The organism is Variovorax sp. J22G73, assembly GCF_030317035.1.
Taxonomy (GTDB): Bacteria; Pseudomonadota; Gammaproteobacteria; order Burkholderiales; family Burkholderiaceae_C; genus Variovorax.
This window is the reverse complement of the sequence record NZ_JASZYK010000012.1, coordinates 104,978-122,443: the sequence shown is the minus strand read 5'-3', so window position 1 is coordinate 122,443 and position 17,466 is coordinate 104,978. Positions and strand designations below refer to the sequence as shown.

The window sequence follows — 17,466 nt, the reverse complement described above, 5'->3', positions numbered from 1 at the left end:
GTCAGCCATTCATCGATAACATCGGGCCATGCGAAAAGCCGCCGTCGAAACCACTGGGTCCCCTGCTGAAACCATCGCCGTCGTGGCCTTCGACGGCATCAGCCCGTTCCACCTCTCCGTGCCCTGCATGGTGTTCGGCGAGGACCGCACCGAAGCGGGCACCCCGCGTTTTCGCCTGCGCGTGTGCGCGAGCGAGCCCGGCCCCCTGCGGACCAACGCGGGCTTCACGCTGGGCGTGCAGCACGGGCTCCAGGTGATACGTCGCGCGCAGATCGTGGTGGTGCCCTCGTGGCGCGACGACGGCCGGCCCGCGCCGCCCGAGCTGATTCGCGCCTTGCAGGCCGCGCACCGCCGCGGCGCCACCATCGTCGGGCTGTGCCTGGGCGCCTTCGTGCTGGCCGAGGCGGGCCTGCTCGACGGCCGGCCGGCCACCACGCACTGGAACCTGGCGGAGGCCTTCGCGCGGCAATACCCGAAGGTCACGCTGCAGCCCGAGGTGCTGTACGTCGACGACGGCGATGTGCTCACGTCGGCCGGCACCGCCGCAGGCATCGACTGCTGCCTGCACCTGCTGCGCGTGCGCTACGGCGCCGAGACCGCCAACCGCGCCGCACGGCGCATGGTGGTGGCACCGCATCGCCAGGGCGGGCAGGCGCAGTACATCCAGCAGCCGATGCCGGCCGCGGCGGAACGCGACCGCCTCACGCCGCTGCTGGAATGGCTGGGGCGCCACCTGCACACGGCGCACGAGCTGGACGCACTGGCCGGGCGCGCGCTGATGAGCCGGCGCACCTTCACGCGGCGCTTTCGCGAATCCACCGGCACCACCGTCGGCCAGTGGCTGCAGAACCAGCGGCTCGCGCTGGCGCAGCGGCTGCTGGAAACCACCGACCGGCCGGTGGAGCGCGTGGCGACCGACGCGGGCTTCGGCTCGGCGGTGTCGCTGCGCAAGCATTTCGTGGGCGCGTTCAAGGTGTCGCCCACGGCGTACCGCAGGCAGTTCTCGCAGGACGCGGCGCCGGGTTGAAGGCCCCGGCCTCCATGCAGGCCCGTCAGGCCCGTCAGGCCCACCAGACCCGTCAGGCCTGCCCGCGAAAGCGCAGCGAGGCCTGGCGCACCACCTCGGCCAGCAGCCGTTCCTTGCCCTGCTTCTCGCGCAGCCAGCGCGCGTCGTTGCGGTTGGCCTCCACGCTGGTGCGCAGCTCGCCCAATGCCTGCGTCGCGTTGAGCGCCTCGCTGTGCCACTCGAGCTGCGTCATCGTCATCAGGATGTGCTCGCGCAGCGGCATGTGCTGGCCGGTGGCCGGGTCGACGTACACCGCGTCCAGCCCGAATCGGCAGGCCTGGAAGCGGTTGTAGGTGTACACGAGGTAGTCGTCCTCGCAAGGCTCGAAGGGCTGCTCCTGCAGGAACCACGCCGCCAGCGACTGCACGTAGCCCGCCAGCGCCGCGGCGCGCTCCACCGTGAGCGGCGTGTCGAACACGCGGATCTCGATGGTGCCGAACTCGGGCTTGGGGCGGATGTCCCAGTAGAAGTCCTTCATGCTGCGGACCACGCCGGTGCGGGTCATGCGCTCGAAGTAGGCCTCGAACTCCTTCCAGCTGGTGGTGAAGGGCGCGCGGCCCGACAGCGGAAACGCGAACACCGAGTTCAGCCGCGCCGAGTCGAACTGCGTGTCCTGCCCCTGCACGAAGGGCGAAGACGCCGACAGCGCGATGAAGTGCGGGATGTAGCGCGACATGCGGTGCAGCATGAGCAGCGCCGCGTCGGCGTCGGGGCAGCCGATGTGCACGTGCTGGCCGAAGATGGTGAACTGCTTGCTCAGGTAGCCGTACAGCTCCGACAGTTCGCGAAAGCGCGGTTTGTCATAGATGCGCCGCTCGTGCCACTGCTGGAAGGCATGCGTGCCGCCGCCCACCACCGCGATGTTGAGCTTGTCGGCATTGCGGATGAGCGCCTCCCGAATGGGCGAAAGCTGCGTGATCACGTCCTGCGCCGAGTGGCAGATGTCGGTCGAGATCTCGATCATGCTCGAGGTCATCTCGGGCACCACGCTGCCGGGCAGCGGGGTTTGCGCCATCAGGCGCAGCATGTCCTCCGCGTAGGGGGCCAGGTCGTAGTCGTGCGTGTTCACGAGCTGCAGCTCCAGCTCCACGCCCAGCGACAGCGCCTCCGACTTGTTGAAGGGCTCGAGCTTGACGGTGCGGCTGTCGGGGTCGACCGGCAACGGGGCCGAGCGGAAGTCGTCGCTGTCGGGGTCGAAGGGGGTGTTCACTGCCGTGCTCATCGCTGCGTGTCCTCGGTGGTGCTGAAGGCCTGGGGCGCCCAGGGCACCGAACTCTCGCCCACCGCGTGGATGGCCACCGTGGCCAGCACCGCGCCCACCACTTCCATCAGCAGGATGGAGGGCAGCGCAACCTGCGTGATCATGGTGCCCAGCAGCGGAGAGGCGGTCGCGAAATTGGAGGCGATGAGCAGCGCGATCGACGACAGCGGCGACATCGCGCAGCCCACCCAGAACGCCTGCTTCCAGCTGGCGCCGCTGCCGGGGTTGGCAATGGCCACGCCGGCGATCTTGGTGACCAGGCGCACGCCGATCACCGCCAGCACCACGCTGGCCACGGGCAATGTCCAGTCGGCCTGCGCCGCCACGATGGACACCAGCACGAACATCAGCATGGTCAGCAGCGAGGCGGCCGTACCGAGTTGGCGTTGCCAGGCCCAGGGCTTGGGGTTGAGCGTTTTCAGCAGCACGCCGCCGATGAGCGCGGCCAGCGGCGCCGAGCCGCCGATGTGCGCGGTGAGCGCGGCGCCGGCCGCGATGATCGCCAGCAGCAGGATGGAGGTGTTCTCGCTGGTCGGGCTCATCACCCGCAGGGCCGAGCGCAGCGCCAGCGCCATGATGCCGCCCACCACGAACGACAGGCCCAGCACCACCGCCACCGGGTAGAGCTTTTGCAGCAGCGTCTGCGGCGCGCGCTCGATGAGCCCGGCCTGCGCGTAGCCCAGCGCCAGCGCGTAGAAGGTGTTGAGCGTGGCCAGCGTCATGGCGCGCTCGGTAACGGGGCCGGCGGCGCGGGTGTCGATGATCACGCGGCTCAGCACCGCGGGCGAGGCGACGATCGCCATCAGCGCGATGGGGTTGGCCACCGGCTCGGGCAGGCCGAGCAGCGTCAATATCCAGTACACGCCGAAGTAGGTGAGCGTGGCTTCCAGCAGGCTTTGCACCAGCACCATCGGGTTGTGGCGAAACCAGCGCAGCGGCAGCCGCCCGCCGGCCTCGAACAGCACCACGGCCACGCCGAGCTCCAGCAGGAACAGGCTCAGCCCGCGCAGCGGCCAGATGGCGCCCTCGAAGCCGGCAAAGCCCACCACCGCGCCCACCAGCGAATAGCCGATGACCTTGGGCAGCCCCAGGTAGCGCTGCACCAGGTGGCCGGAGGCCGCGGCCGCGGCCAGCAGCAGCGACCACAGCACCGTGGGCAGGCCGGCCGAGGGGCGCACCCATTCGGACCAGAAGCCCAGCAGATCGTTGAAGAAGCTCGTCAGGTTCATGCAGGTAGGAAGAAGCTCACCGGCCGGCTGCGCCAGCGTGCCCAGATCGCGCTGCGGATGCGTGCGCGGTCGCCCAGGCTCACGCTGTGCGCGCGCAGCGCCAGCCGGAAAGCGAAATAGAAACTCACGCTCACATTGAGCGCGCCAATGACCGGAATGGCCGCCACCGCCCACCACAGGGCGGGCTGCTGCAGCACCGCGAGGCCCGTGGAGGCGGCCGCCGCGGCAATCTGCCCGGCCGACAGTGTCACGTGCCGCACATCCAGCCCGAGCCCGAAGAAACCCGCGAACGCGGGCAGCAGTCCGAGCATGAGTCCCAGCGAGATGTTGGAGGCGAAGCCTGAGATGTGTGTGCGCATGAAGTCGGCCCAGCGTCGGGCCCGGGCGGCGCCCAGAAAGGCGCCGATGCGGGGGTTGTAACGCATGGCGGAGTCCAGGCGATGCAGGACAAAGGCGTTTTCTGTCCAACCGGCGATGATGCTGGCCGAAAACAGCAGGATGCCGGTGATTGCCGCGTAAAGCGCAGTCGGGCCGAGCAGCGACAGCGAATCGAGCGTGGCCGCGGCATGCGCCGCGTCGAGCAGCGGCCGCCCCCGCGCCGCCTGCACCAGCAGCGCCACCGCCAGCATCGCCGGCACCACCACCAGCACGTTGCCCAGCACGGCGGCGACCTGCGAGCGCACGAGGTTGGCGACCTCGTCGACAAAGTCGCCCACCGCGCCGTCCGACTTGATGTCGCGCAGCCGCGCGGCCAGCGCCGGCGCGGTCATGGCGGGCTGCTTGGTGGCCAGCGTCAGGTGCAGCAGCTGGATCGCGACGAAGCTGGCCGCATACATGAGGCCGGCGCCCAGCCCGCTCCAGAAGGCCGACAGCCCCAGCGCGTAGATGCTGAACTTCAGCAGCACCGTGAGGGCGGTGAGCGCGCCGCCGCCCGCGGCCTTCTTCACCATCTGCGCGTAGCTGGCGCGGTCGCGGGTGATGTAGTGCTCGCCGGTCTCGGCGCTGCGCTCGGTCACCTTGGCGGCCAGCATCGACGAGTTGGAGGCGATCAGCGCGCGTATGCTGTTGCGCTCACCGCCGGCCAGCACCAGCTTGCCGACCAGCCGCGCCACGCTGGGCGCGGGCGTGGGCGACATGAGGCAGTCGAGCAGCTCGCGAATGCGCAGCACCCGCTCGCGCAGCTGCCGCAGCCGGAACACCAGGCCCACGGAGATGCCGTTGTCTTCCAGGTGCGTGTAGACCGACGACGTGACCGCGCGGCAGGCCTCCAGCCGGTCGCGAAAGGCGACGAAGGCCGCCTGCAGCGCCTGCGCGTCGCGCGGCTGCACGAACATCTGCTCGCGCAGGTGGTCCAGGTCGGCCATCAGCGAATGAAAGGGGCGCGCGGCGCCCAGCTCGGCGCTCATGCGCAGGCGCAGCTCCGGCGAGAAGCCGGCGGCCACCACCTGGCTGGCGCAGTAGGTCACGGCGTCCATCACGGTGTGGCGCCAGCGCGGGGCGGCGTCGGCATCGATCGGGTCGCCCAGCGGGCCGTCCGGCGAGGCATCGGCCAGCAACGCGCCGATGCGCGCGAGCTGCGTGTCGTCGAGCAGCGCGATCCAGCCCGCGTCGAACACGCCCGGCAGCACCATTCGGAACAGGTCCGATGCGTCGGTGGTCTCGGGCGTGCCCGGCAGTATCTTGCGGCGCAGCCGCTCGGCCAGCTCGCTGGCGAAGGCGGTGCGCGGCGCGAAGCCGTAGTCGGCCAGCAGCGTGGTCAGGTCGACCGCCCGCGTGAAGGCGCGCCACCAGGCGCGCAGGCGCTCGCGCAGCTCGGGCCGCGCCTCGATGGCGTCGAGCAGCAGCTGCACGCGGCCCATCGCCGCCTGGGGCGACGCACGGTCGCCGCGCAGCCAGTCGAAGAGGTCGATGAGCCAGATGTGGCGCTGCGCCACGTCGGCTGTCGGGTCGAGGCCGGCAAGCAGCCCCTGCAAGTCGCGCGATGCGGCAGCCATGAGAGTCGGGAGTTCAGCAATTCAATTCAAGAGACACCGCGGAACCGGCTTTGCCGGGCCGCCGGTGTCGCCCCCGGGGAGGGGGAAGAGAAGCGACACGCAGTGCGCGAAGCCTGGGGGAGCGCTAATGCAGAACGCGCGAGACAGGTGCGCCGCCCACGTCGGCCTCGAGCACGAACATCGGGATGGTCACGTCGAAGCGTTCGCCTTCTTCGGTCACCACCAGGTAGCTGCCGTGCATGGTGCCGCTGGGCGCCTGCAGGCGGCAGCCGCTCGTGTAACGGAAGGATTCGCCCGGCGCCAGCAGCGGCTGCTGCCCGATCACGCCCAGGCCCTTCACCTCTTGCGGGTGGCCCGAGGCGTCGTTGATGAGCCAGTGGCGTGCGATCAGCTGCGCCGCCACCGACCCCGTGTTCGTGACGGTGACCGCGTACGAAAACGTGTAGATGTTGTCCGTGGGGGAAGACTGCTCGGCCAGGTAGCGCGGTTCGACCTGGACGCTGAAGGGGCTGTTTGACATGGGGCGCATGGTAACGGAGGCCTTTCGTCGGACTTCCATCGGCTGCGAGAATCGGGGGTTATGAGCACCCCGTTTCGCATCGCGCCCTCCATCCTGTCCGCCGACTTCGCGCACCTCGGCAAAGAACTGACCGACGTGATCGCGGCCGGCGCCGACTGGATCCACTTCGACGTGATGGACAACCACTACGTGCCGAACCTGACCTTCGGCCCGATGATCTGCCACGCGCTCAAGCCCTACGCCAAGAAAGCCGACGGCACCCCCGTGCCCATCGACGTGCACCTGATGATCCAGCCGGTCGACGCGCTGGCGGCCTCCTTCGCGGAAGCGGGCGCCGACTACATCAGCTTCCACCCCGATGCCTCGCCGCACGTGAACCGCAGCATCCAGGCCATCAAGGGCGCGGGCTGCAAGGCCGGGCTGGTGTTCAACCCCGGGCTGGGGCTGGAAGCGCTGGACTGGGCCATCGACGACATCGACCTGATCCTGATCATGAGCGTGAACCCCGGCTTCGGCGGCCAGAGCTTCATCGACTCGGCGCTGCGCAAGATCGAACTCGCACGCAAGCGCATCGAGCAGAGCGGGCGCGACATCCGCCTCGAGGTGGACGGCGGCATCAAGATCGACAACATCGCGCGCGTGGCCTCGGCCGGCGCCGACACCTTCGTGGCGGGCAGCGCCATCTTCAACGCCAAGGACTACGGCGCGGTCATCGGCGACATGCGCAAGCAGCTCGCCAGCATTCCGGCGGCCTGATCTCCAGCGTCTTCATTCAGGCGCCTGTTTCAGGCAGTGTCTAGCGCTTGACCTTGTCGTTGTAGACCCGGTCGGCCTCCGGACCGCGGTCGGTGTCGACCACGCCGCGCTCCACGTCGTCATGCGCCTTGCGGCCCACCTCGGGGGCCTGCCCGTCCTGCGTCTGCTGGCTGTCTGACGACTGGTCGTGCTCGTTGGGCAGCCGCGGGGCGGCTTCGCCACCTTGCTGCACCTTGGTCTTGCCGTCGTTCGCGTCGGCGGTCTTGTCGCTGGGCTGGGTTTTCGTGTTCGTCTTCGTGTTCATGGCGGCTGCTCCTTGTAGTGGCTGCAAGCGTGCCGCGCCCGCGGCGCCAGGCCGGTAGGACAGGCAAGCCTGCCCCTGTAGGCATGCGAATAGGCATGTGATTGACCGCTATCGATTGCGTAGCGGCCATGCTGCCATCTTTGCTTCCGGCAAGGTGCCTCCGCAATAATCCTCCGCATGTCCACCGATCCCCACGCCAGTCTCGCCGGTCTCGCTGGCTTGGCCACCGACAGCCTGCGCATCTACACCTTCGCCTCGCTCACCCCCGGCCCGCGGCTGCTCGTGCTGGGCGGGGTGCATGGCGACGAGGTCTCTGGCACGCTGGGCATCGAGCGCATCGTGGCCGAGCTCGAGGCCGGCGCGCTTGAGCTGCGGCGCGGCGAACTCACCCTGGTGCCCGTGGCCAACCCGCTCGCGCGACGGCGCCTGCGGCGGGAAGGCGAGCGCAACCTCAACCGGCTGTTTCGCCCCAGCGAGCAGCCCGCCGACTACGAGGCCCGCATCACCAACGTGCTGGCGCCGCTCATCGCGCGCCACGACGTGCTGCTCGACCTGCATTCCTTCCAGAGCGAGGGCGAGGCGTTTTCCATGATCGGCCCGCGCGACAACAGCGGCACGCTGGAGCCCTTCGCCCGCTCGTTCGAAGAGGGCCAGCTGGCGCTGCACATCGGCACGCCCATCGTGGTGGAAGGCTGGCTCGACATCTACGCCGCCGGCCTCGCGCAGCGCGCGGGCGGCGCGCCGGCCGACGAGGCCGCGCTCGATTTCGGCCGCGGCACCAACGAATACATCCGCAGCCAGGGCGGCTACGGCGTCACGCTCGAATGCGGCCAGCACCTGGACCCGCAGGCGCCCGAGGTGGCATGGCGCGCCATTCGGCGCACGCTCGCGCTGCTGGGCATGGCGGCGCTGCCCGACGGCCTGCCTGCCGCGTCGGCGCAGCCCACGCTGCTGCGCCTGGCCAGCGTGACCGACCGCCTGCACGAAGAAGACAGCTTCGTGCGCGACTGGGCCACCTTCGACGCCGTGCAGCGCGGCGAGCCCATCGGCATGCGCCACGACGGCACGCTGGTGAGCGCGCCGGGCGACGGCTTCATCGTGTTCCCGAACGCCGTGGCGCTGCCCGGCACCGAGTGGTTCTACTTCGCGCACCCGAGCGAGCGCGAACTCGGGCCACTGCCGAAGGCTCAAGGCACCCTCGGCCCCGCCTGACCACGGCTGGCGCCGCGCTCCTACACCGCCCGGCCATGGGCGGCGCACATTCGAAGCCTGAAGGAGTGCGCCCATGTCCACCACGCCGATCACCAAGAAAGCCACCACGCCGCGCGTCCTGTGGAAGGGCGCGATCAGCTTCGGTCTGGTCCACATTCCGGTCGCGCTCTACTCCGCCACCTCCGACCACGGCATCGACTTCGACTGGCTCGACAAGCGCACCATGGACCCGGTGGGCTACAAGCGCATCAACAAGAAGACCGGCAAGGAAATCGCGCGCGAGCACATAGTGAAGGGCATCGCCTACGAAGACGGCGAGTACGTGGTGCTCAGCGACGACGAGATTTCGGCGGCCTACCCCAAGAGCACGCAGACCATCGAGATAGAAACCTTCGTGCCCGCCGACGGCATTCCCTTCGTGTACCTGGAGCGGCCCTACTACGTGGCGCCGATCAACCGCGGCGCCAAGGTGTACGCGCTGCTGCGCGAAACCCTGCACCGCAGCGGCCGCGTGGGCGTGGCGCGCGTCGTCATCCAGACCAAGCAGCACCTGGCGGTGCTGGTGCCCACCGGGCCGGGGCTGGTGCTGAACCTGCTGCGCTGGGGCGCGGACATCCGGCCCTGGGCCGACCTGCCGCTGCCCTCCGAAGACGTGAAGAAGGCCGGCCTGAGCGAGCGCGAGCTGAAGATGGCCAGCCAGCTGGTCGACGACATGAGCACCGACTGGGACCCCGACGAATTCAAGGACGAGTTCAAGGACGAGATCCTGCGGCTGGTCGACAAGAAGGTGAAGGCCGGCCAGACCGAGACGGTGACCCAGCCCGAGCCCGAGGAAAGCAGCGCCGGCGAAGGCCGCGGCGCCAAGATCATCGACCTGACCGAGCTGCTGCAGCGCAGCCTGCGCAAGGGCGGCGGCAAGCCGAGGGCGAAGGCCGACGACGCTGAAGAAGACGCGGAAGACCAGGACGATGAGCCTCCACCCAAGGCCACGTCGAAGCCTCGGAAGCCCGCGGCCAAGCCCGCGCGCAAGGCCACCCCCACGGCCCGCAGCCGGCGCGCCGCCTGACGCCGGACCCCGGGCATGGGCACCACCGCATCGACCGCGCGCCAGGCGCTGGCGCGTTACCACGACAAGCGCGACTTCACGCGCACGCCCGAACCCAAGACGGGCGGCAAGACAACGAAGGGCACGCTGTCCTTCGTCATCCAGAAGCACCACGCGAGCCACCTGCACTACGACTTTCGCCTGGAGCTCGACGGCACGCTGAAGAGCTGGGCCGTGCCGAAGGGCCCCTGCCTCGACCCGACGGTCAAGCGCATGGCCGTGCATGTGGAGGACCACCCGATTTCGTACGCGGACTTCGAAGGCACCATTCCGCCCAAGCAGTACGGCGCGGGCCGCGTCATCGTCTGGGACCGTGGCGACTGGCTCCCGCAAGGCGACGCCAGCGATGCGCGCAAGGCGCTGGCGGCCGGCAAGCTCAAGTTCGAGCTGCGGGGCGAGAAGCTGCACGGCCACTGGACGCTGGTGCGCATGCATGGCAAGGGCGACGAGTCGCACGAGCCCTGGCTGCTCATCAAGGAGCGCGACGGCGAGGCGCGCGCGCTCGGCGAGTACGACGTGCTCGCCGAACAACCCGCGAGCGTGATCACCGGGCTGGGCGTGGACGAGGTGGGCCAGCCGCCGAAGAAGGTGGCGAGTGCCAAGGCGCCTGCGAAGAAGGCCGCCGCTGCCAAGGCCGCGCCTGCGAAAGCCCCCGCCAAGGCGTCCACCAAGGCAGCAAGGAAGGTCGCAAGCAAGGTCGCGTTGCCCGCCACCCTCCAGCCCCAGCTCGCCACCCTCGCGGCGGCGCCGCCTGCATCGCCCGACGAATGGCTGTACGAGCTGAAGTTCGACGGCTACCGCCTGCTCGCGCGCATCGACAAGGGCCAGGTGCAGTGCTTCACCCGCAACGGCCACGACTGGACCGCGAAGCTGCCCGCGCTGGCCAAGGCCCTGGCCAAGCTGCGCACCGACGCGGCCTGGCTCGACGGCGAGATCACGGTCGACGGCGACAACGGCGCACCCGATTTCCAGGCGCTGCAGAACGCCTTCGACAGCGGCGCCACGTCGCGCATCGCCTACTGGCTGTTCGACGCGCCCTTTCTCGACGGTGAAGACCTGCGTGCGCTGCCCGTCGAGGAGCGCCGCGCGCGGCTGGCGAAGCTGCTCGGCAGGAAGCCGCCCGCGCCGCTGCGCCTGAGCGAAGCCTTCGAGGCTTCGCCGCGCGACCTGCTGTTGTCGTCCGCGCGCATCGGCTTCGAGGGCATCGTCGGCAAGCGCAAGGGCTCGGCCTATGTGTCGCGCCGCTCGCCCGACTGGATCAAGCTGAAGAACCAGCAGCGCCAGGAGTTCGTGATCGGCGGCTATACCGCGCCCAAGGGCTCGCGCGCGGGGTTCGGCGCCTTGTTGCTGGGCGTGTACGAAGAAGGCGCGGGCAATCTGCGCAAGCTTCGTTATTGCGGCAACGTGGGCACCGGCTTCGACGCGAACCGGCTGGCCGACATCAAGGCCCGCCTCGACAAGCTGGCCACCGACGACTGCCCGTTCGCGCCCCGGCCGGCAGGCGTGAAGGCGCAGTGGGTCAAGCCCACGCTGGTGGCGGAGGTTTCGTTCGGCGAATGGACGCGCGAAGACCGCGTGCGCCATTCGGTGTTCCAGGGCCTGCGCGCCGACAAGCCCGCGCGCGACATCCGCCGCGAACGGGCGCAGCCGGCCGAAGGCGCCGACGCTGCGCCAAAGCGCAAGGGCGAGCACAGGGACAAGGACAAGGGAGCGACCCCACCCATGGCACTCAAGATCAGCCACGCCGAGCGCGTGATCGACAAGCAAAGCGGCACCACCAAGGGCGAGCTCGCCGCCTACTACGACCGCGTGGCCATGCTCATGCTGCCGCACCTGCGCGGGCGGCCGGTGTCGCTTGTGCGCGCGCCCGAGGGCGTGGGCGGCGAGCTGTTCTTCCAGAAGCACATCCAGAACCGCGAGATTCCCGGCGTGAAGCTGCTCGACCCCGCGCTCGACCCGGGCCACGAGCCGCTGCTGCAGATCGACACGAAGACGGGGCTGATCGGCGCGGCGCAGATGAACGTCATCGAACTGCACACCTGGAACGCCACCTCGCGCGCCATCGGCAAGCCCGACCGCATGACCTTCGACCTGGACCCGGGCGAGGGTGTGGCGTGGCCGCAGATCCAGGAGGCCGCGATGCTGGTGCGCACGCTGCTCGACGAGATGGGCCTGCCGTCGTTCCTGAAGACCAGCGGCGGCAAGGGCCTGCACGTGGTGGTGCCGGTGCGCAGGCAATACGACTGGGACACCGTCAAGGGCTTTTCGCAGGCGGTGGTGGTGCATCTTGCGCAGACCATTCCGCAACGCTTCGTCGCCAAGAGCGGCCCGCGCAACCGGGTGGGCAAGGTGTTCGTGGACTACCTGCGCAACGGGTTCGGCGCGACGACGGTGGCCGCGTGGTCGGCGCGGTCGCGGCCGGGGCTGGGGGTGTCGGTGCCGGTGGCGTGGGAGGAGTTGCCGGAGCTGACGAGCGCGTCGCAGTGGACGGTGGCGAACGCGGCGGAGCGGTTCGACATAGGAAACACGCCGTGGGATGCGATGGAGGGCAGCCGCAAGGGGCTGGCCGCGGCGATGAAGCTGCTGGGCTACAAGTAGCGACTTGTGCCTTTCTCCCTCCCCCTTTGGGCGAGGGTCGGGGTGGGGGCACGACGGCCTCCAGGATCACGCAGCGCCTCATAGAAGGCCTGCCCCCATCCCCGCCTTCCCCCAACGGGGGAAGGAGCAATACCGCTGCTACAGCACTTCTTCCGTCGTCACATCGAACCGCTGCAGCGTGTTCGCCCCGAACATCATCGTGATCGGCACGTCCGCCGCGTCCCGTCCGCGCGCGATCACGATGCGGCCGATGCGCGGCGTGTTGTGGCGCGCGTCGAAGGTGTGCCAGCGGTTGCCCAGGTACACCTCGAACCACGCGCTGAAGTCCATCGGGTAGCGCACCGGCGGAATGCCGATGTCGCCCAGGTAGCCCGTCACGTAGCGCGCCGGAATGTTCATGCAGCGGCACAGCGTGATCGCCAGGTGCGCGAAGTCGCGGCACACGCCCGTTCCCTCGCGAAAACCCTCCAATGCGGTGCGCGTGGCGCGTGCGTTCTGGTAGTCGAAGCGCAGGTGCCGGTGCACGAAGTCGCAGATGGCCTGCACCCGCGACCAGCCCGGCGTCACGTTCAGGAAGTTGGCCCAGGCGAACTGCAGCAGCTCGCTGTCGACCTCGCAGTAGCGGCTGGGCAGCACGAAGGGCAGCGTGGACACGGGAAGGTCGGCCGCCCCGTGCTCGATGGCGCCGTAGTCCACCGGGTCGGGCCAGCCGGTGTCGTACACCACGGCGTGGTTGCGCAGCCGCACGCTGCTCGTGCCGTACGGAATGTGCACGCGCGCGCAGTGGTTGTCGAAGCTGTCGCGGTAGTGGTCGGTGACCAGCGGCGGGCTGATGGTGATGTTCTCCCCGCCTTGCAGGTCCGCCGCGCGCGACGGGTGCACCTGCAGCATGTAGATCAATGCGGTGGGGGCGGTCACGCCGAGTTCGATGTCGAAACCGATCCTGATCTGCATGGGTGTCTTTCTTCCCTGGGTGATCCGGGCGGTGCGGCCGGTGCGCGAAGCATGGAACGACAAGCACGATTGATGCCGCCTGCAGTGTCCACGCCCATGCTATGCGACGAAGGCGCGCACGCCCCACGGCCATGAAGCCCGACCCCGCGTAGGTTGCCGCTCCGGCGCTGTCGGTGCGCTCCTACTGCGTGCGCCCGCCTTCTCCCACAAAGGGGGGAGGGGCGCCACTACGGCTCCGGGGCAGGGCGAAACATAACCTTGCAATTCGCTTGCAGCCCACACCCGCACTGCATCCGTGGATGGCATCTGCGGACCCCGCGGGCGAAGCACCGAACCCGTTAACTGCCGCCGGTCCCGGCCCCGATCTGTCTGCTTCCTTGGAGGGAATCATGGAGTTTTCTTCGCTTTTCGACACGCTCACCACCACCTGGGGCGACGAAATCCTCGTGTGGGCCGTCGCCGCCGTGGCGGGCTGCATCTGCCTGATCGCCGTGGTCAACGTGCTCGACATGTTCCTCGACAACAACGAAATGGGCTGAGCGCCCTCCCCATGAAAGACTCCAGGTCCACGATGACGCCACAGAACAAGGCCGCCGCCGGCCGCCGCACCAGCGCCTCGAAGGCCAGCGATGGCGCCAACGCCAAGCAGCAGCAGCTCGAAGGCTTCACCGTCGAGCATCCGTCGACCCTGACCACCAACCAGGGCCTGCAGATACCGGACAACCACAACTCGCTGAAGGCCGGCGTGCGCGGCCCCACGCTGCTCGAAGACTTCATCCTGCGCGAGAAGATCACGCACTTCGACCACGAGCGCATTCCCGAGCGTGCCGTGCATGCGCGCGGTTCTGCGGCACACGGCTACTTCCAGGTCTACAAGTCGATGTCGCAGTTCACCTGCGCCGACTTCCTGCAGGACCCGGACGCCAAGACGCCCGTTTTCGTGCGCTTCTCGACCGTGGCCGGCTCGCGCGGCTCGGCCGACACCGTGCGCGACGTGCGCGGCTTCGCCGTCAAGTTCTATACCCGCGAAGGCAACTACGACCTCGTGGGCAACAACATTCCGGTGTTCTTCATCCAGGACGCGATGAAGTTCCCCGACCTCATCCACGCCGTCAAGCCCGAGCCGCACCACGAGATGCCGCAGGCCGCGAGCGCGCACGACACCTTCTGGGACTTTGCCTCGCTCATGCCCGAGAGCACCCACATGCTGATGTGGGCCATGAGCGACCGCGCCATTCCGCGCAGCCTTCGCATGATGGAAGGCTTTGGGGTGCACACCTTCCGCTTCATCAACGCCCGTGGCGAGAGCCACTTCGTGAAGTTCCACTGGAAGCCCAAGCTCGGCATCCACGGCCTGGTGTGGGACGAGGCACAGAAGATCGCCGGCAAGGACGCCGACTTCCACCGCCGCGACCTGTGGGAGGCCATCGAGAACGGCGACTTCCCCGAATGGGAGCTCGGCGTGCAGATGATTCCGGCCGACAAGGAACATTCGCTGGGCTTCGACCTGCTCGACCCCACCAAGCTCATTCCCGAAGAGCTGGTGCCCGTGCAGAAGATCGGCCGGCTGGTGCTCAACCGCAACCCCGACAACTTCTTCGCCGAGACCGAGCAGGTGGCCTTCCACCCGGGCCACGTGGTGCCGGGCATCGACTTCAGCAACGACCCGCTGCTGCAGGGCCGGCTGTTCTCGTACACCGACACGCAGATCTCGCGCCTGGGCGGCGCCAACTTCCACGAGCTGCCCATCAACAAGGCCGTGTGCCCGTTCCACAACATGCAGCGCGACGGCATGCACCGCCAGACCATCGCGCGCGGCCAGGTGGCCTACGAGCCCAACACGCTGGGCAGCGGCACCGAATTCCGCGTGGACGGCGGCAGCAACGGCTTCCAGTCGTTCCCCGAGGAAATCGACCCGCCCAAGGTGCGCCGGCGCAGCCCCTCGTTCGACGACCACTTCACGCAGGCGCGGCTGTTCTTCAACAGCCAGAGCGCGCCCGAGAAGGAACACATCATCGCGGCCTTCCGCTTCGAGCTGTCGAAACTCGAGGTGCCGGCCATTCGCCAGCGCATGGTCGACAACCTGGCGCACGTGGACGAGAAGCTCGCACGCCGCGTGGCCGAGCCGCTGGGCATCGGCGAGCCCGATGCCAAGGCCGCCGCAGGGCGCGCGGGGTTCCGCGACCACCGCATGTCGCTGCCCATCGACGAGTCGCCCGCGCTCAGCATGGCCGACACCGGCGACGGCTCCATCCGCACGCGCAAGATCGCCATCCTGGTGGCCGACGGTGTCGATTCGGCTTCGCTCAAGCCCATTCGCGACGCGCTCGAACAGGCCGGCGCGCAGTGCAAGGTGGTGGGCCCGCGCCTGGGCACCGTGGCCAGCGCATCGAAGCGCCAGATCGACGTGGACATGACCTTCGCCAACACGCCGTCGGTGATGTTCGACGCCGTGCTGGTGCCCGCGGGCAGCGAAGCCGCGGCCGCCATGGCCGGCATCGGCGACGCGGTGCACTTCGTGCTGGAGGCCTACAAGCACTGCAAGGCCATCTGCACGGTGGGCGAGGGCGTGCAGCTGCTGTCGACGCTGGGCATCGCGGCCGACACGCAACAGGCCGACGCGCCCGCCGGCGTGGTGGTGGCGGCAACGCCGGTCACCAACATGGGCGATGCATCGGCGGCCGCGCAGGTGGCGAGCGACTTCATCGCGGCGATCGCGAAGCACCGGCATTGGGACCGGGCGAACGTGGACGCAGTGCCGGCTTGAGTGTGGCGAAGGCGAGTGATGCGGGAGCGAGAAGCGACTGCGTTAACTGGCTAGCGGTGTCAAAGTCACATGCACGTGCCCCGAGGCATCCGGCTGGTTGGCATCGCCAATCCAATGCCATCGGACGTCCCTCGCTCCTGCGGTGATCCCGCCAACTTGGTGCAATGCGGTTGGCACGGGGAAGGGCTGACCTCGCTCGACATACGCTTGCTGCCAGCGGTCGCGGAACACTTTGTAGTTCTCATGCGTCTTGTTCAGGCGTGCTGACCAGATGCCGGTCTCTGGGCAGGGCGCGGTTCCGTTGCAGCTGGTGGCGAACTCCGGCGTTGGTACATAACGCGCAATTCCCTGTGCAACGTCCGGATGGATTTGCACTGCCTGCCGCACCGGTTCGCCCTTGTAGTACCAGAACACATCACCGTAGCCGGGCGGGATTTGATCGGCAAGAGTCGGCAGCGGCTCGCCGCGCTTGAAGTGCCAAGGCACCTGTGCCGCGTTCCAGTCGACCTGCCAGTCGCCACGGACGACATCGATCCGCGGGAGCCAGTATCCGGTAAAGTGGGCTTGCTGCCTGGCTTTGAGACCCCATGGCCTGCCCTCGTTGTCGTGAACGCTCTCGCCCAGTGGCGGCGTGAAGTTGCCTGTCAGTACATAGCCCTGCGGGATATGGGCGCGGCCGGTGCGGTCGGCTCCCGGCGTGACCGGCGCAGGCTGCTTGACGACCACTGCCTTGGCCGCGTTGATCAAGGTTTCGCGTTTGCCGTCCCAAAAAGGCAGCGGGGCGGGCGGGAGAGGCAAGACCTTGTCGAGATTGGGGAAGCGAAGATCGGGATTGAGTTCGAGAGCTGCCGCGAGAGTGCTGTAGCGCTCAGCACGAGCGCGATCAATCAGATTGCCGGTAAGCGGGTCGACTTCGTCGAAAGAGGCGAACAGATAGCTTGCAGCGTCCCCGCTTCCAAACTTCACGCCTTCATGCAGCACGACAAGCGCGCGAACATAGCGTTGATCAACAACGTCCAATGTTTGCCCCAGCCTGTACGCAGCTTCTCCATACCCTTGCGCAAACGCGCACTCCATCATCTGGAGGCCCACAGCACGGTTGCTCCACACGCCGAGCCTCGTATCGTTGTAGGCAGCGTCTAGTTTGACCCCGAGATAAGTCTGCGCTGCAGGGCTGCCCATGTCTGCAGCCAGTTGCCAGAAACCATAGGCCCGGTTGATATCCGGTTTGACCCCGATGCCGCTCTGGTGGTACGTGCCCATCTTGTCGAACGCGGCAGGTACGTTCTGCTTCATCAGCTCTTCGACAACCAGCACGGCGCGCTCGGTATCGCGCTGTACGCCCAGCCCACTTTCGTAAAGGCCGGCAAGGTTTATCGCCGCTTTCCAATGGCCCAAGGCTGCTGCCTTCTCCCACAGTTGCGCCGCCTCCTTGTAGTCGCGCTGGTTGGGCCAGAGCTCATTGCTGGTTGCCACCATGCCTTGCTGGAACAGCGTTTCCGATTCGTTCGTGATCTGCGGCAACTTGGTCGCTTCATACGTGCAGGTGAAGTCTGGCCTGTGCGGGGTGAAGGCCTTCAGGTTCATGTTGCGAGGCAGTTCATTCATAGAGCAGGCTGTCAGGGCGAAGAAAACCAGCAGCACGGCCGTTGCTGTGCCTAGTCTGGAGATACTGGAAAGATGGAAGAGATTCAAGGTGA

14 protein-coding genes are annotated in these 17,466 nt (G+C 68.2%); 7 read left to right on the top strand and 7 right to left on the bottom strand.

Features of this window, described 5'->3' with window-relative positions; all coding sequences use genetic code 11:
* Nucleotides 1–28 precede the first annotated feature (28 nt).
* A complete protein-coding gene (locus QTI51_RS31225; RefSeq protein ID WP_286517173.1) occupies nucleotides 29–1,027 on the top strand; it encodes a GlxA family transcriptional regulator in 999 nt (332 codons plus the stop codon).
* A gap of 52 nt (nucleotides 1,028–1,079) precedes the next feature.
* On the opposite strand, the gene QTI51_RS31220 is transcribed toward QTI51_RS31225, so the two are convergent.
* The 4 genes from QTI51_RS31220 to apaG all read right to left on the bottom strand — a co-directional run bounded on the left by QTI51_RS31220 (nucleotide 1,080) and on the right by apaG (nucleotide 6,070).
* Nucleotides 1,080–2,288, bottom strand: coding sequence for a YbdK family carboxylate-amine ligase (locus QTI51_RS31220; protein ID WP_116912377.1), 1,209 nt, complete (start codon nucleotides 2,286–2,288; stop codon nucleotides 1,080–1,082).
* Nucleotides 2,285–3,556, bottom strand: coding sequence for a cation:proton antiporter (locus tag QTI51_RS31215; RefSeq protein WP_116912376.1), 1,272 nt, complete (start codon nucleotides 3,554–3,556; stop codon nucleotides 2,285–2,287). The genes QTI51_RS31220 and QTI51_RS31215 overlap by 4 nt, the downstream gene beginning before the upstream one ends.
* Nucleotides 3,553–5,550 carry a transporter-like protein TlpB gene (gene tlpB / locus QTI51_RS31210; protein WP_286517174.1) on the bottom strand — a complete coding sequence of 666 codons (1,998 nt, stop codon included), beginning with the start codon at nucleotides 5,548–5,550 and terminating at the stop codon, nucleotides 3,553–3,555. The genes QTI51_RS31215 and tlpB overlap by 4 nt, the downstream gene beginning before the upstream one ends.
* A 124-nt stretch (nucleotides 5,551–5,674) precedes the next feature.
* Nucleotides 5,675–6,070: a Co2+/Mg2+ efflux facilitator ApaG/CorD gene (gene apaG, locus QTI51_RS31205; protein WP_286517175.1), complete on the bottom strand. Its 396-nt coding sequence runs from the start codon at nucleotides 6,068–6,070 to the stop codon at nucleotides 5,675–5,677.
* A 60-nt stretch (nucleotides 6,071–6,130) separates the two neighbouring features.
* On the opposite strand from apaG, the gene rpe reads away from it, so the two are divergent.
* On the top strand, nucleotides 6,131–6,826 hold the full coding sequence (gene rpe, locus QTI51_RS31200) for a ribulose-phosphate 3-epimerase (protein ID WP_286517176.1): 696 nt from the start codon (nucleotides 6,131–6,133) through the stop codon (nucleotides 6,824–6,826).
* Between the two features lie 40 nt (nucleotides 6,827–6,866).
* On the opposite strand, the gene QTI51_RS31195 is transcribed toward rpe, so the two are convergent.
* Nucleotides 6,867–7,130 (bottom strand): hypothetical protein, encoded by a 264-nt coding sequence (locus QTI51_RS31195; protein ID WP_286517177.1) that lies wholly within the window; start codon nucleotides 7,128–7,130, stop codon nucleotides 6,867–6,869.
* Between the two features lie 177 nt (nucleotides 7,131–7,307).
* Between QTI51_RS31195 and QTI51_RS31190 the strand changes: the two genes are divergently transcribed.
* From QTI51_RS31190 to ligD, 3 genes are all read left to right on the top strand, one after another.
* Complete coding sequence (locus tag QTI51_RS31190; RefSeq protein WP_286517178.1) at nucleotides 7,308–8,342, top strand: succinylglutamate desuccinylase/aspartoacylase family protein; 1,035 nt, start codon at nucleotides 7,308–7,310, stop codon at nucleotides 8,340–8,342.
* A gap of 73 nt (nucleotides 8,343–8,415) precedes the next feature.
* Complete coding sequence (gene ku, locus QTI51_RS31185) at nucleotides 8,416–9,408, top strand: non-homologous end joining protein Ku (RefSeq protein ID WP_286517179.1); 993 nt, start codon at nucleotides 8,416–8,418, stop codon at nucleotides 9,406–9,408.
* A gap of 15 nt (nucleotides 9,409–9,423) precedes the next feature.
* Entirely contained in the window at nucleotides 9,424–12,045 is a 2,622-nt protein-coding gene (gene ligD / locus QTI51_RS31180; RefSeq protein ID WP_286517180.1) for a DNA ligase D, read from the top strand.
* A 138-nt stretch (nucleotides 12,046–12,183) separates the two neighbouring features.
* On the opposite strand, the gene QTI51_RS31175 is transcribed toward ligD, so the two are convergent.
* The gene (locus QTI51_RS31175; protein WP_286517181.1) at nucleotides 12,184–12,999 is read right to left on the bottom strand and encodes a transglutaminase-like domain-containing protein; all 816 of its coding nucleotides are present in this window, start codon (nucleotides 12,997–12,999) and stop codon (nucleotides 12,184–12,186) included.
* 389 nt (nucleotides 13,000–13,388) lie between these two features.
* Here QTI51_RS31175 and QTI51_RS31170 point away from each other — a divergent pair, with 389 nt between their 5' ends.
* Both QTI51_RS31170 and katE read left to right on the top strand, forming a co-directional pair.
* Entirely contained in the window at nucleotides 13,389–13,538 is a 150-nt protein-coding gene (locus tag QTI51_RS31170; RefSeq protein ID WP_165840442.1) for a hypothetical protein, read from the top strand.
* Nucleotides 13,539–13,570: 32 nt separating this feature from the next.
* A complete protein-coding gene (katE, locus tag QTI51_RS31165) occupies nucleotides 13,571–15,766 on the top strand; it encodes a catalase HPII (protein WP_286517245.1) in 2,196 nt (731 codons plus the stop codon).
* Nucleotides 15,767–15,808: 42 nt separating this feature from the next.
* On the opposite strand, the gene QTI51_RS31160 is transcribed toward katE, so the two are convergent.
* On the bottom strand, nucleotides 15,809–17,461 hold the full coding sequence (locus QTI51_RS31160) for a tetratricopeptide repeat protein (RefSeq protein ID WP_286517182.1): 1,653 nt from the start codon (nucleotides 17,459–17,461) through the stop codon (nucleotides 15,809–15,811).
* Between the last annotated feature and the right edge of the window lie 5 nt (nucleotides 17,462–17,466).